At 46.1% G+C, this 12,887-nt stretch carries 11 protein-coding genes, 2 tRNA genes and 3 rRNA genes; 1 reads left to right on the top strand and 15 read right to left on the bottom strand.

All coding sequences use genetic code 11. From position 1 onward, the window contains the following. The first annotated feature begins 44 nt into the window (after positions 1 to 44). Positions 45 to 329 (top strand): AbrB/MazE/SpoVT family DNA-binding domain-containing protein, encoded by a 285-nt coding sequence (locus tag ACZ5B7_RS00225; RefSeq protein ID WP_423800287.1) that lies wholly within the window; start codon positions 45 to 47, stop codon positions 327 to 329. Positions 330 to 403: 74 nt separating this feature from the next. Here the strand turns inward: ACZ5B7_RS00225 and rsmI are convergent, their stop codons facing one another. The 15 genes from rsmI to ACZ5B7_RS00150 form a co-directional block, all read right to left on the bottom strand. Beyond that, the gene (gene rsmI / locus ACZ5B7_RS00220; RefSeq protein WP_464494407.1) at positions 404 to 1,282 is read right to left on the bottom strand and encodes a 16S rRNA (cytidine(1402)-2'-O)-methyltransferase; all 879 of its coding nucleotides are present in this window, start codon (positions 1,280 to 1,282) and stop codon (positions 404 to 406) included. Continuing rightward, complete coding sequence (locus tag ACZ5B7_RS00215) at positions 1,254 to 1,547, bottom strand: GIY-YIG nuclease family protein (RefSeq protein ID WP_464492215.1); 294 nt, start codon at positions 1,545 to 1,547, stop codon at positions 1,254 to 1,256. The genes rsmI and ACZ5B7_RS00215 overlap by 29 nt, the downstream gene beginning before the upstream one ends. Then, positions 1,534 to 2,277, bottom strand: a complete 744-nt coding sequence (locus tag ACZ5B7_RS00210; protein WP_464492214.1) for a tRNA1(Val) (adenine(37)-N6)-methyltransferase — start codon at positions 2,275 to 2,277, stop codon at positions 1,534 to 1,536. The genes ACZ5B7_RS00215 and ACZ5B7_RS00210 overlap by 14 nt, the downstream gene beginning before the upstream one ends. Positions 2,278 to 2,338: 61 nt before the next feature. Next, complete coding sequence (gene yabA, locus ACZ5B7_RS00205; RefSeq protein ID WP_423800285.1) at positions 2,339 to 2,713, bottom strand: DNA replication initiation control protein YabA; 375 nt, start codon at positions 2,711 to 2,713, stop codon at positions 2,339 to 2,341. Between the two features lie 13 nt (positions 2,714 to 2,726). Next, positions 2,727 to 3,554: a PSP1 domain-containing protein gene (locus ACZ5B7_RS00200; protein ID WP_464494406.1), complete on the bottom strand. Its 828-nt coding sequence runs from the start codon at positions 3,552 to 3,554 to the stop codon at positions 2,727 to 2,729. A gap of 2 nt (positions 3,555 to 3,556) precedes the next feature. Next, on the bottom strand, positions 3,557 to 4,555 hold the full coding sequence (gene holB, locus ACZ5B7_RS00195) for a DNA polymerase III subunit delta' (RefSeq protein WP_464492213.1): 999 nt from the start codon (positions 4,553 to 4,555) through the stop codon (positions 3,557 to 3,559). 30 nt (positions 4,556 to 4,585) lie between these two features. Then, the gene (locus tag ACZ5B7_RS00190) at positions 4,586 to 4,915 is read right to left on the bottom strand and encodes a cyclic-di-AMP receptor (RefSeq protein WP_213121161.1); all 330 of its coding nucleotides are present in this window, start codon (positions 4,913 to 4,915) and stop codon (positions 4,586 to 4,588) included. Positions 4,916 to 5,034: 119 nt separating this feature from the next. Continuing rightward, the gene (gene tmk / locus ACZ5B7_RS00185) at positions 5,035 to 5,670 is read right to left on the bottom strand and encodes a dTMP kinase (RefSeq protein ID WP_464492212.1); all 636 of its coding nucleotides are present in this window, start codon (positions 5,668 to 5,670) and stop codon (positions 5,035 to 5,037) included. Between the two features lie 26 nt (positions 5,671 to 5,696). Beyond that, entirely contained in the window at positions 5,697 to 7,142 is a 1,446-nt protein-coding gene (locus ACZ5B7_RS00180) for an aminotransferase class I/II-fold pyridoxal phosphate-dependent enzyme (RefSeq protein ID WP_464492211.1), read from the bottom strand. A 77-nt stretch (positions 7,143 to 7,219) separates the two neighbouring features. Further along, positions 7,220 to 7,438, bottom strand: a complete 219-nt coding sequence (locus ACZ5B7_RS00175; RefSeq protein ID WP_378588543.1) for a sigma factor G inhibitor Gin — start codon at positions 7,436 to 7,438, stop codon at positions 7,220 to 7,222. 203 nt (positions 7,439 to 7,641) lie between these two features. Further along, positions 7,642 to 7,758, bottom strand: a 5S ribosomal RNA gene (gene rrf / locus ACZ5B7_RS00170). Between the two features lie 86 nt (positions 7,759 to 7,844). Beyond that, a 23S ribosomal RNA gene (locus tag ACZ5B7_RS00165) occupies positions 7,845 to 10,779 on the bottom strand. A gap of 113 nt (positions 10,780 to 10,892) precedes the next feature. After that, positions 10,893 to 10,968: transfer RNA gene (locus ACZ5B7_RS00160), tRNA-Ala, on the bottom strand. 21 nt (positions 10,969 to 10,989) lie between these two features. Beyond that, positions 10,990 to 11,066 (bottom strand) — tRNA-Ile (locus ACZ5B7_RS00155). 95 nt (positions 11,067 to 11,161) lie between these two features. After that, a 16S ribosomal RNA gene (locus ACZ5B7_RS00150) occupies positions 11,162 to 12,711 on the bottom strand. Together the 16S, 23S and 5S rRNA genes with 2 tRNA genes alongside form the textbook arrangement of a ribosomal RNA operon. Between the last annotated feature and the right edge of the window lie 176 nt (positions 12,712 to 12,887).

The raw sequence follows: 12,887 nt of genomic DNA, 5'->3' as shown, positions 1-12,887 counted from the left end.
AAAGAGAAAAAATAATTGTTTAATAGTGAGAGGAGATTAAAAAAATGAAATCTACTGGTATCGTTCGTAAGGTTGATGAATTAGGCCGCGTGGTTATTCCGATCGAATTAAGACGTACACTTGGAATTGCTGAAAAGGATGCTCTTGAAATCTATGTTGATGATGACCGCATTATTTTAAAGAAATACAAGCCAAATATGACTTGCCAAATCACTGGTGAGGTTTCTGATGATAATCTTGCTCTTGCAGGCGGAAAGTTAATCCTAAGCCGCGAAGGTGCAGAGCAGTTAATCAAGGAAATCCAAAGCAACTTTGAATTAGTAAAATAAGAAGACTTCCTTGCCAAAGGTAATCTCTTCTTTTATAAATAGACCAAGAGGCTGACATTTTTGTCAGCCTCTTTTTATGGTTCGATATGATATGCCTGGTAAACTTCCCGTTTATGTAATCCTCTGTCCTTCGCCGTTTGTTTAATGGCGTCTTTAGAGGACATATCTTTGTCAGTTATGTAGTGCCCGACATGCTCTTCAAGCGTTAACTGCTCCCACCAAGCGGCCTCTTCGGGCTCCGGTATTTCGCTGGTTCCTTCAACGATGACGCAGAATTCCCCGCGGATTTCCTCTTCATTAGCCCATTGTAGAGCCTCTTCGAGATTCCCCCTGATAAATTCCTCAAACTTTTTTGTCAGCTCCCGGCAAAGGGCGACCTTACGGCTGCCAAGGACTTCAAGCATGAGGGCTAACGTTTCCTTCAGCCTGTGCGGGGCTTCATAAAATATAATGGTAGCCGTTTGTCGCTTTAGTCCTTCTAATTGCTCCCGTTTTTCCTTTTTGCCGCGTGGCAGAAACCCATAAAAATAGAAAGGCTGGCAGACAAGGCCGGAGGCAATTAACGAAGTGATTCCCGCATTTGCTCCCGGCAGCGGAACGACCGTCAGCATTTCGGCTGTGGCTTGCACGACAAGCTCGTAGCCAGGGTCAGAAATGGCAGGTGTACCAGCATCACTCACTAAGGCAATTTTGGCACCATCATTTAACCTTTGAATCAGCTTTTCCCCGCTCGTTTCTTTGTTATGTTCATGGTAGCTTACCACCGGGGTGTCAATTTCAAAGTAATTCAACAGTTTTTTTGTATTTCTTGTATCCTCAGCGGCAATCAGGTCTGCCTCTTTTAATATCCGTACCGCACGAAAGCTCATATCCTCCAGATTTCCAATCGGGGTTGGAACCAAATAGAGAATTCCCTTATGCTCCTCATTCGCAAAGCTCTTTTGCTGCCACATCATCATCACCTATCTCTCTCACTAAAAAATCCAACTTTTGTTTCCGTGTCAGCTTTTTAAAATGGTATTCCGCTCTTAGGGCATCACCCTTATTTTCAAATCCCTCATAATACGTCAGTTTAACCGGGCCGCGGCCCCTTGTATACTTGGCCCCTTTTCCATCATTGTGAAGCTGAATCCTGCGTTCTAGATTATTGGTATAACCCCCATAGAAACTGCCATCCCTGCAGGTCAGCACATAAAAATAATGCTCATTTTTCTCCATATAAAATCTCTCTTATTTCTGGAGTATATTCATCGTTATCTTGATAAACGATCAGCGGTGGAAGAATTTTCAAATCAGGACTTCCATCCTTAATGGCTTCGACTAATATCGTATTCGCTTCCTTCCCCATCTTTGGGTAAACAAATTGGATCCGCTTTGGCTCCAGCCTATATTGACGCATAAACGTTACGATATCCAATAGTCGCCCCGGACGGTGTACGAATGCCACTTTCCCACCTTGCCTGACAAGGTCGCTGGATGCCTTTATAGCATCCTCAAGCGTACAGAGAATTTCATGACGGGCGATTGCCAAATGTTTATTTGGGTTAATTTCTCCCTTTGATGGTGTCGTAAAATAAGGAGGATTGCAGGTAACCACATCAAATTTGCCGTATCCCAATTTTTTCGGCATATCCTTAATATCCCCAAGAATCATCTCCAGCCTATTTTCAAGACCATTATATTCAATACTTCTGACCGCCATATCGTAAAGGCGTTCCTGAATCTCCACCCCTGTAATTTTGCCCTTAGTCCTGGCACTTAAAAACAGCGGAATAACCCCGTTGCCACTGCAAAGGTCGATAAGGTTTCCTTTTTGGATGGGGACATAAACAAACCTTGCCAAAAGGACTGCATCCAGTGAAAATGCAAATACAGATGGACTTTGAATAATCCTTAAGTTCTCGGCCAGCAAATAATCTAAGCGTTCATCATCCTTCAAGTTAATCATGTTCATTCATTCCTTATCAAAGTATGAAAATAGAGGCTGATGAAAGGTCAGCCTCTTAACGTTATTTCTTATTTAGAAAAGATAGACAGAATAAACAGTCGCCTTCCTTGCGCAAACTGCCAAAATGAAGATTGCAGATATGAAATCCCTCTTGATAAAGGCGGGCTAGATTATCATAGCCTTCTCCGACATCAAATGGCTTTACATTGGGAGATGGTGTTTGTGCCGCCTCCTCTGCTTTTTTGCTGCTATCCTTCTTCTCAGCTTCAGTGGTTACATCTAAACGGCGTCTTAAATGCTCATTTTCAAGCTTTAAACAATGATTTTCTTCTAGTATTTCAGCTAAGTGCTCCTTTAATTCCCCAAGCTGCTGGTAAAGATGGCCAATTTGTGTTTCCATATTACTTACTGATTCAAATATCTCTTTTTTATCCACGCCTTCCACCTCATTAATCTGTGGATTGTATCGAAAAGGCACCTTCTTTAATGATTTCATCTAGCGTATATTCCAGAACCCGCTCTTGTTCTGTCAATTCCACCTGAAGAACCCGCTCTAAAATATTCAAACCTACCACTTTTCCCCTGCCATTAGGAGTTTCAATGACTTCTCCCAAATCCGGCAGCTGTTCTTTAGCAGATTCGTATTCATCATTTTCATATTTTAAGCAGCACATAAGCCGGCCGCATAAACCTGAAATTTTGGTAGGATTTAAAGATAAATTTTGATCCTTTGCCATTTTAATCGACACAGGGTCAAAATCCCCTAAGAAAGTGGAACAGCACAGCATTCTTCCACACGGGCCGATACCGCCAAGCATCTTGGCTTCATCGCGGACCCCAATTTGGCGCAATTCAATCCGTGTCCGAAAGATGGCTGCCAAATCCTTTACAAGCTCACGGAAATCAACTCGTCCATCCGCTGTAAAATAGAAAATAATTTTATTGCGATCAAATGTATATTCAACATCCACCAGCTTCATATCCAGTTGATGTTCAGTTACTTTTTCATTACAAACCTCATAGGCTTCCTGGGCCGCCTGCTTATTTTCCTCGACAATTATCCGATCCTTCTGGTCCGCAATTCTAACAACCTTTTTTAACGGAAGGACCACATCATGTTCCTCAACCCGCTTCCGGGCTATCACAGCCCTGCCATATTCCACCCCGCGGACGGTTTCGACAATGACAAAGTCATCTTTTTGAATTGGGAGGTCTCCAGGATCAAAATAATAGATTTTCCCCGCTTTTTTAAAGCGTACTCCTACAACATCATACAAATTCAAGATCCCTCCTGCAATTTAAGCACAAGCTGTTCCATCATCAGCTGAGGATTCATGTTCGCAGCAAGCTTTCTCTTTGCTTCGAGAATAGCTGACATTTGAGCCGTTAAGCGCCGCCTTGATGTTTTTAGAGCAAACTGCCGCATGCGTTCCAAATCATTTTGAAAAACAATTTGCTCCTGCTTATCTAATTGTATATATAATAAATCTTTAAAAATAAGAAGTAATAAGTCTAACCCACGTTGAATTTGTTCCTTCTCTTTAAAGTGCAAGAACCAATCGGTCTGAAGCGTGACCATCGCTTCGAGCGGATTTTTTTCTAACACCTCATATAATTTTACCACTATTTTTTGGGCTTGTGCAAACCATTCATCGACATTTAATTCTAGCGCCTCATCCAGACTATTAGTCAACTGTGCAAGTAGTGGGGCTTTTTGCGGTGTTACACCATTTTCAACCAACTGACTTACCATTTTTTGCGGCGATAGCGGTTGGAAGGTTAAAGCCTGGCATCTTGAGAGAATCGTCGGAAGGATTTTCTGAGGCTGTTCGGTTAGTAATAATGCTGCCGTTTCGGCATTTGGTTCCTCGAGAAATTTAAGGAGGCTATTGGCAGCACTTACGCTCATCTTATCAGCATGAACTAGCATATAAACCTTTTTTAAGGATTCTACTCCTTTTTTGGAAAACTCCGACTGGAGGTTTCTGATTTGTTCTACCTTAATAGATTGACCGTCCGGCTCGATAATGTGCACATCTGGGTGATTCCCGCTATTGATACGCCGGCAGCTGCTGCAGGCCTCACAAGGTTTATACCCATCAATTAACGATTCACAGAAAAGAGCCCTGGTTAGAAGTTCGGCGATTTCCTTTTTCCCCGTTCCTCTCATGCCCTCAAAAAGGTAAGCGTGAGCCACCCGACTTTTTAATAAGCTATTTTTTAACATGCGGAGGACCGCCGGCTGCAGCTCCTCCAGTTGATCCCAGGTTTTCACCAAGATTATCACTCACTAACTAAAGAATAGGATTTAAAAATGTAAAAACTGCTCAATCGGAAGCACGAAAACCGTTGCCCCGCCAACCTCGACTTCTACTGGATAAGGGACATATGAGTCGGCATTGCCGCCCATTGGCGAAACAGGTGACACTAGCTGGTCGCGGGCACGGCAGTTATCCTTAATAATCTGCAGAGCCCGGTCAACGCGAATATCTTCAGTACCGATTATGAAAGTGGTGTTCCCTGATTTTAAAAACCCGCCAGTGCTCGCCAGCTTTGTTGCTCTAAAATTATTTTCCACCAACGCCTTTGACAAACGATTGCTGTCCTGGTCTTGAACTACCGCAATAATAAGTTTCATAGTAAATCCGCCCTCTCCTTTGGAATTTCCGGCATTACTTATCCTTTATTATAACAGTTTCTTTGGGGACTTACATTCGCAATAAATTAGGAAGGTTTTCCTCGCTAGCAAAAAAAGCCTTATCGCGAAGGCTTTTTTTCTGTTAGCTTTGATTTGATTATGTCGAGTGTTTGTTGAAAAACATCCTCGATTGTTCCTGAGGCATCAAGTTTGATAATCCGGCTGGGGAATCGGTCTAAAAGGATATGATAGCCTTCTCTCACCTTTTGGTGAAACTCCAGGTCTTCCAAATCCAAGCGGTTAACTTCTCTGCCTTTATTTTTATTAATTCGCTCCAGCCCAGCTTCCGGCTCAATATCAAAGTAAATCGTCAAATCTGGCATCATCTTCTCAATTGCAAATTGGTTAATCGTCCATACCTCTTCAATTCCTAATCCCCGGGCGTAGCCTTGATAAGCCAGGGAGCTGTCAACGAAGCGGTCGCACAAGACAACTTTTTCCTCTTCTAAGGCAGGCTTTACTTTTTCAATTAAATGCTGTCTTCTTGCGGCAGCATAGAGCAACGCCTCCGTCCGCGGGTCCATGGCCGTATTTTCTTTTGCCAAAATGACGCGGCGGATTTGTTCCGCAATATCAATGCCGCCAGGTTCCCTTGTAACCATTGCCATTGGCAGCTGCTCAGCAACCATACTGAGGATTGTAGTTTTGCCTGCCCCATCCGGGCCCTCGAATGTAATAAACGTTCCGTTCGTCATCTATGAAACCTCCAAAACTGTATATCTTAAGTTGTCCAAAAAACCTTCAGCATATTTTTTCTTAATAAGGAACCACCTTGAAACCTTGCCCCCGTTTTCATCAGCTTATGTAAGCGGCTTAGCTTTTCAGCAGTGATTCGCTCTCCTTTTAACAAAAGCGGAATCCCAGGAGGATAAGGAATAATCGTTTCCGCACAAACCTTGTCCTCTGCTTCAGAAATAGAAATTTCCCACTCCTCATAATCGCCCATCTTTTTGAAAGGAATAGCTAACTCAGAAATTCGATTAATACTTAATTGAATTTCTTCCTTTTCCTCGTCACAATCACAAAAAATATCTTTTAGAGCCTCTTTTATTTTTGCAGCCGTTTCCCTAAAGGGATACTTTTGTTCATCCTTCAGTAGTGGAAGAATGAACAGGAGATTATTTGGATCTGCTAATTCTGTATATATGGAGTATTCCTCCAGCCTTTGCTGCAGCTCGAAGCCACTTAATTTGCTTCGTGACTGAAGCGTGATTTTTAATAAATCCCCTTGCTGATTTGGATAGTCTAATATCTTAATCGCGGAAACATCAGCCAAATCCCTTTTAAATAAGGAGATCTCGCTTTGTAAAAATTCTAAATCCCTCTGCTCATAGGCTGCTAGATAGCCTCTCGCCAAATCCAGCGATGCCATGATCGGATAAGACGGGCTGCTGGACTGAAACATTTCCAAGTAACCCTTGATTTTTTTATTGTCAAGAAGACAGCTATTAAAATGCAAAAAGGACCCCATCGTCATGGCCGGGAGTGTCTTATGCGCTGATTGCACAACAATATCCGCACCAAGTTGGACAGCTGATGCTGGGAAAGGTTTTCCGAGGATAAAATGGGGCCCATGTGCCTCATCCACTAGGACTGGAATGTTATTCCCGTGCGCCTCCTGAATAATCCCTTGTAAATCAGAGACCACCCCGTAATAGTTTGGGTATGTCAATATAAGGGCTTTTGCATTCGGATACCGGGTGATGGCTTCTTTAACAGTCTCCACTGATATTCCAGAGGGAACCATCCAATCTTGGTCATATTCCGGCTCCAGAAATATGGGTCTTGCCTTGGCCAGCTGTATAGCATTCAGGACCGATTTATGGCTATTCCTTTGTACCAGGACCGTATCGTCCTCCGAGCACGCCGTTAAAATCATGGCAATATTTCCGACAGTGGAGCCATTTACAAGAAAGTAGCTTTTCTTTGATTGATAAAGCTGCGTTAAAAGGTCTTCTGCTTCTAAAATTGCTCCTGCAGGAGAATGCAAGTCATCTAATCCAGTTAACTCAGTTGCATCCAGCTTTAGAATTTGTTTAAAGTGCTCCTGCGCATTCGCATCAAAAATAAGACCATATTTATGTCCAGGAACATGAAAGGAAACTGGTTTCCTGAATTCATGCTTTATTAACGCATCATATAAAGGTGTTTTCATCTGCTTAAACATTTCCTTACATCCTTGTTAAGATTCTAACCTATTGTCTCGTTTTAGGGAAAAAAAATAAAGCCCCAATCAGGACTTTGTTATGAAAATATTTCGGGCGTTGTAATTTTTCTAAGCTGTTTCAGATAATGTTTATATTTTGGATCGCTCGTGTCTGTTTGAATTAAATCATTTTCACATTCAGTGCAAATAAAAGAAGTGTATAGATGTATGCCTTTCGCTTTAAGATTCTCACAAATAACGCATGTTTCCCCCAAATGGTTATGTGCTAAGTTTGAACTCAATCGCTCCACCTCCATACACCCATTCTGCCCGATAACAAAAATTTGTATACAATTTTTCGAATTTTCGTATCCGCAATAATAATATATGTCGCCATTCACAATTGGGTGTATGTCTAATGTCGATTTTTTATTGATGCATGGGGACGGTTCTCGTGCATCACTCACACTTCACTTTCTAAACAAAAAAAGACAACCATTTTAAGGTTGTCTTTTTATTTGCCCGGCAGCGTCCTACTCTCACAGGGACTTGCGTCCCAACTACCATCGGCGCTGAGAAGCTTAACTTCCGTGTTCGGGATGGGAACGGGTGTGACCTTCTCGCCATTACTACCAGACCTATTTATTTAGAGGTTTCATTCCCTCAAAACTAGATAACGCAGAAGAAGTTTATAAGAACGAGTTCACCTTACTTAATTATGACTTGGTTAAGTCCTCGATCGATTAGTATCAGTCAGCTCCACACGTCACCGCGCTTCCACCTCTGACCTATCAACCTGATCATCTTTCAGGGATCTTACTAGCTTGACGCTATGGGAAATCTCATCTCGAGGGGGGCTTCATGCTTAGATGCTTTCAGCACTTATCCCGTCCGCACATAGCTACCCAGCGATGCCTTTGGCAAGACAACTGGTACACCAGCGGTGCGTCCATCCCGGTCCTCTCGTACTAAGGACAGCTCCTCTCAAATTTCCTGCGCCCACGACGGATAGGGACCGAACTGTCTCACGACGTTCTGAACCCAGCTCGCGTACCGCTTTAATGGGCGAACAGCCCAACCCTTGGGACCGACTACAGCCCCAGGATGCGATGAGCCGACATCGAGGTGCCAAACCTCCCCGTCGATGTGGACTCTTGGGGGAGATAAGCCTGTTATCCCCAGGGTAGCTTTTATCCGTTGAGCGATGGCCCTTCCATGCGGAACCACCGGATCACTAAGCCCGACTTTCGTCCCTGCTCGACTTGTAGGTCTCGCAGTCAAGCTCCCTTGTGCCTTTACACTCTGCGAATGATTTCCAACCATTCTGAGGGAACCTTTGGGCGCCTCCGTTACACTTTAGGAGGCGACCGCCCCAGTCAAACTGCCCACCTGACACTGTCTCCCACCCCGATCAGGGGTGCGGGTTAGAATTTCAATACAGCCAGGGTAGTATCCCACCGACGCCTCCACCGAAGCTGGCGCTCCGGCTTCTCAGGCTCCTACCTATCCTGTACAAGCTGTACCAAAATTCAATATCAGGCTACAGTAAAGCTCCATGGGGTCTTTCCGTCCTGTCGCGGGTAACCTGCATCTTCACAGGTACTATAATTTCACCGAGTCTCTCGTTGAGACAGTGCCCAGATCGTTACGCCTTTCGTGCGGGTCGGAACTTACCCGACAAGGAATTTCGCTACCTTAGGACCGTTATAGTTACGGCCGCCGTTTACTGGGGCTTCGATTCAGAGCTTCGCTTGCGCTAACCCCTCCTCTTAACCTTCCAGCACCGGGCAGGCGTCAGCCCCTATACTTCGCCTTGCGGCTTTGCAGAGACCTGTGTTTTTGCTAAACAGTCGCCTGGGCCTATTCACTGCGGCTCTTCGGGGCTATTCACCCCAAAAAGCACCCCTTCTCCCGAAGTTACGGGGTCATTTTGCCGAGTTCCTTAACGAGAGTTCTCTCGCTCACCTTAGGATTCTCTCCTCGCCTACCTGTGTCGGTTTGCGGTACGGGCACCTTTTATCTCGCTAGAGGCTTTTCTTGGCAGTGTGGAATCAGGAACTTCGGTACTATAATTCCCTCGGCATCACAGCTCAGCCTTATGGCAAGCGGATTTTCCTACTTGCCAGCCTAACTGCTTGCACGCACATATCCAGCAGTGCGCTTACCCTATCCTCCTGCGTCCCCCCATCACTCAAACGATAAAGAGGTGGTACAGGAATATCAACCTGTTGTCCATCGCCTACGCCTTTCGGCCTCGGCTTAGGTCCCGACTAACCCTGAGCGGACGAGCCTTCCTCAGGAAACCTTAGGCATACGGTGGATGAGATTCTCACTCATCTTTCGCTACTCATACCGGCATTCTCACTTCTAAGCGCTCCACCAGTCCTTACGGTCTAGCTTCAACGCCCTTAGAACGCTCTCCTACCGCGGACACCATAAGGTGTCCACCCACAGCTTCGGTGATACGTTTAGCCCCGGTACATTTTCGGCGCAGAGTCACTCGACCAGTGAGCTATTACGCACTCTTTAAATGGTGGCTGCTTCTAAGCCAACATCCTGGTTGTCTAAGCAACTCCACATCCTTTTCCACTTAACGTATACTTTGGGACCTTAGCTGGTGGTCTGGGCTGTTTCCCTTTTGACTACGGATCTTATCACTCGCAGTCTGACTCCCACGGATAAGTCATTGGCATTCGGAGTTTGTCTGAATTCGGTAACCCGATGAGGGCCCCTAGTCCAAACAGTGCTCTACCTCCAAGACTCTAACTACGTGAGGCTAGCCCTAAAGCTATTTCGGAGAGAACCAGCTATCTCCAAGTTCGATTGGAATTTCTCCGCTACCCACACCTCATCCCCGCACTTTTCAACGTGCGTGGGTTCGGGCCTCCATCCAGTGTTACCTGGACTTCACCCTGGACATGGGTAGATCACCTGGTTTCGGGTCTACGACTACATACTAATTCGCCCTATTCAGACTCGCTTTCGCTGCGGCTCCGTCTCTTCAACTTAACCTCGCATGCAATCGTAACTCGCCGGTTCATTCTACAAAAGGCACGCCATCACCCATGAACGGGCTCTGACTACTTGTAGGCACACGGTTTCAGGATCTCTTTCACTCCCCTTCCGGGGTGCTTTTCACCTTTCCCTCACGGTACTGGTTCACTATCGGTCACTAGGGAGTATTTAGCCTTGGGAGATGGTCCTCCCTGCTTCCGACCGGATTTCACGTGTCCGGCCGTACTCAGGATCCACTCAGGAGGGAACGAAGTTTCAACTACAGGGCTTTTACCTTCTATGGCCGGCCTTTCCAGACCGCTTCATCTACCCCGTTCCTTTGTAACTCCATGTTGAGTGTCCTACAACCCCGAAAGGCAAGCCTTTCGGTTTGGGCTGTTCCCGTTTCGCTCGCCGCTACTCAGGGAATCGCGTTTGCTTTCTCTTCCTCCGGGTACTTAGATGTTTCAGTTCCCCGGGTCTGCCTTCAATACCCTATGTATTCAGGTAAAGATACTGCTCCATTACGAACAGTGGGTTTCCCCATTCGGAAATCTCCGGATTGGCGCTTACTTACAGCTCCCCGAAGCATATCGGTGTTAGTCCCGTCCTTCATCGGCTCCTAGTGCCAAGGCATTCACCGTGCGCCCTTTCTAACTTAACCTAAAAGGTTTTACTTACTCTTAAAAATAAGAGAGAAAAACTAAAATGGCGATTACTCGGTTCTTACTTGGTTACTTCTTCTTTTACGATTATCTAGTTTTCAAAGAACGATATTGGTGGAGGATAGCGGGATCGAACCGCTGACCTCCTGCGTGCAAAGCAGGCGCTCTCCCAGCTGAGCTAATCCCCCAATATTCACTGTAAAATTAAATGGTGGGCCTAAATGGACTCGAACCATCGACCTCACGCTTATCAGGCGTGCGCTCTAACCAGCTGAGCTATAGGCCCACAAAACATATTCAAAGAGAATTAACTTCTCAAAACTAAACAAACAAAAAACAGTCAACCTTATTATCAGCCCTAAAAGGCTGCATTATCCTTAGAAAGGAGGTGATCCAGCCGCACCTTCCGATACGGCTACCTTGTTACGACTTCACCCCAATCATCTGTCCCACCTTAGGCGGCTGGCTCCTTGCGGTTACCCCACCGACTTCGGGTGTTACAAACTCTCGTGGTGTGACGGGCGGTGTGTACAAGGCCCGGGAACGTATTCACCGCGGCATGCTGATCCGCGATTACTAGCGATTCCGGCTTCATGCAGGCGAGTTGCAGCCTGCAATCCGAACTGAGAATGGTTTTATGGGATTGGCTTCACCTCGCGGCTTCGCTGCCCTTTGTACCATCCATTGTAGCACGTGTGTAGCCCAGGTCATAAGGGGCATGATGATTTGACGTCATCCCCACCTTCCTCCGGTTTGTCACCGGCAGTCACCTTAGAGTGCCCAACTGAATGCTGGCAACTAAGATCAAGGGTTGCGCTCGTTGCGGGACTTAACCCAACATCTCACGACACGAGCTGACGACAACCATGCACCACCTGTCACTCTGTCCCCCGAAGGGGAAATTCCTATCTCTAGGAGTGTCAGAGGATGTCAAGACCTGGTAAGGTTCTTCGCGTTGCTTCGAATTAAACCACATGCTCCACCGCTTGTGCGGGCCCCCGTCAATTCCTTTGAGTTTCAGCCTTGCGGCCGTACTCCCCAGGCGGAGTGCTTAATGCGTTAGCTGCAGCACTAAAGGGCGGAAACCCTCTAACACTTAGCACTCATCGTTTACGGCGTGGACTACCAGGGTATCTAATCCTGTTTGCTCCCCACGCTTTCGCGCCTCAGCGTCAGTTACAGACCAGAAAGCCGCCTTCGCCACTGGTGTTCCTCCACATCTCTACGCATTTCACCGCTACACGTGGAATTCCGCTTTCCTCTTCTGCACTCAAGTCCCCCAGTTTCCAATGACCCTCCACGGTTGAGCCGTGGGCTTTCACATCAGACTTAAAGGACCGCCTGCGCGCGCTTTACGCCCAATAATTCCGGACAACGCTTGCCACCTACGTATTACCGCGGCTGCTGGCACGTAGTTAGCCGTGGCTTTCTGGTCAGGTACCGTCAAGGTACCGGCAGTTACTCCGATACTTGTTCTTCCCTGACAACAGAGCTTTACGACCCGAAGGCCTTCATCGCTCACGCGGCGTTGCTCCATCAGACTTTCGTCCATTGTGGAAGATTCCCTACTGCTGCCTCCCGTAGGAGTCTGGGCCGTGTCTCAGTCCCAGTGTGGCCGATCACCCTCTCAGGTCGGCTACGCATCGTCGCCTTGGTGAGCCGTTACCTCACCAACTAGCTAATGCGCCGCGGGCCCATCTGTAAGTGTCAGCCGAAACCGACTTTCAGCCTTCCCTCATGCGAGGGAAGAAATTATCCGGTATTAGCTCCGGTTTCCCGAAGTTATCCCAGTCTTACAGGCAGGTTGCCCACGTGTTACTCACCCGTCCGCCGCTAACCACTGGGAGCAAGCTCCCAGTGATTCGCTCGACTTGCATGTATTAGGCACGCCGCCAGCGTTCGTCCTGAGCCAGGATCAAACTCTCCAATAAAGTTGAGTTGATTAGCTCAAAAATGTTACGTTGGCTTCGTTTCAAACGAAACGAATATTATTGTTTGTTGACGTTTTTGTTTGTTTAGTTTTCAAAGGTCAATTTCTTCGTCGCTTTAAAACGACCTTTTAAATATATCATTTCTTGTTGTTGAAGTCAACAACTTTTTTTATTTC

This window comes from Neobacillus sp. S1115, from assembly GCF_055385565.1.
Note: the sequence above shows the minus strand (reverse complement) of the source record. Positions and strands in the feature narration are given on the sequence as shown.

Excerpts from the sequence above, each read along its gene's own strand:
- ACZ5B7_RS00180 (WP_464492211.1), bottom strand. The coding sequence starts at position 7,142 with ATGTTTAAGCAGATGAAAACACCTTTATATGATGCGTTAATAAAGCAT.
- ACZ5B7_RS00175 (WP_378588543.1), bottom strand. The coding sequence starts at position 7,438 with ATGGAGGTGGAGCGATTGAGTTCAAACTTAGCACATAACCATTTGGGG.
- tmk (WP_464492212.1), bottom strand. The coding sequence starts at position 5,670 with ATGACGAACGGAACGTTTATTACATTCGAGGGCCCGGATGGGGCAGGC.
- ACZ5B7_RS00215 (WP_464492215.1), bottom strand. The coding sequence starts at position 1,547 with ATGGAGAAAAATGAGCATTATTTTTATGTGCTGACCTGCAGGGATGGC.
- ACZ5B7_RS00190 (WP_213121161.1), bottom strand. The coding sequence starts at position 4,915 with ATGAAACTTATTATTGCGGTAGTTCAAGACCAGGACAGCAATCGTTTG.
- ACZ5B7_RS00225 (WP_423800287.1), top strand. The coding sequence starts at position 45 with ATGAAATCTACTGGTATCGTTCGTAAGGTTGATGAATTAGGCCGCGTG.
- rsmI (WP_464494407.1), bottom strand. The coding sequence starts at position 1,282 with ATGTGGCAGCAAAAGAGCTTTGCGAATGAGGAGCATAAGGGAATTCTC.
- ACZ5B7_RS00210 (WP_464492214.1), bottom strand. The coding sequence starts at position 2,277 with ATGATTAACTTGAAGGATGATGAACGCTTAGATTATTTGCTGGCCGAG.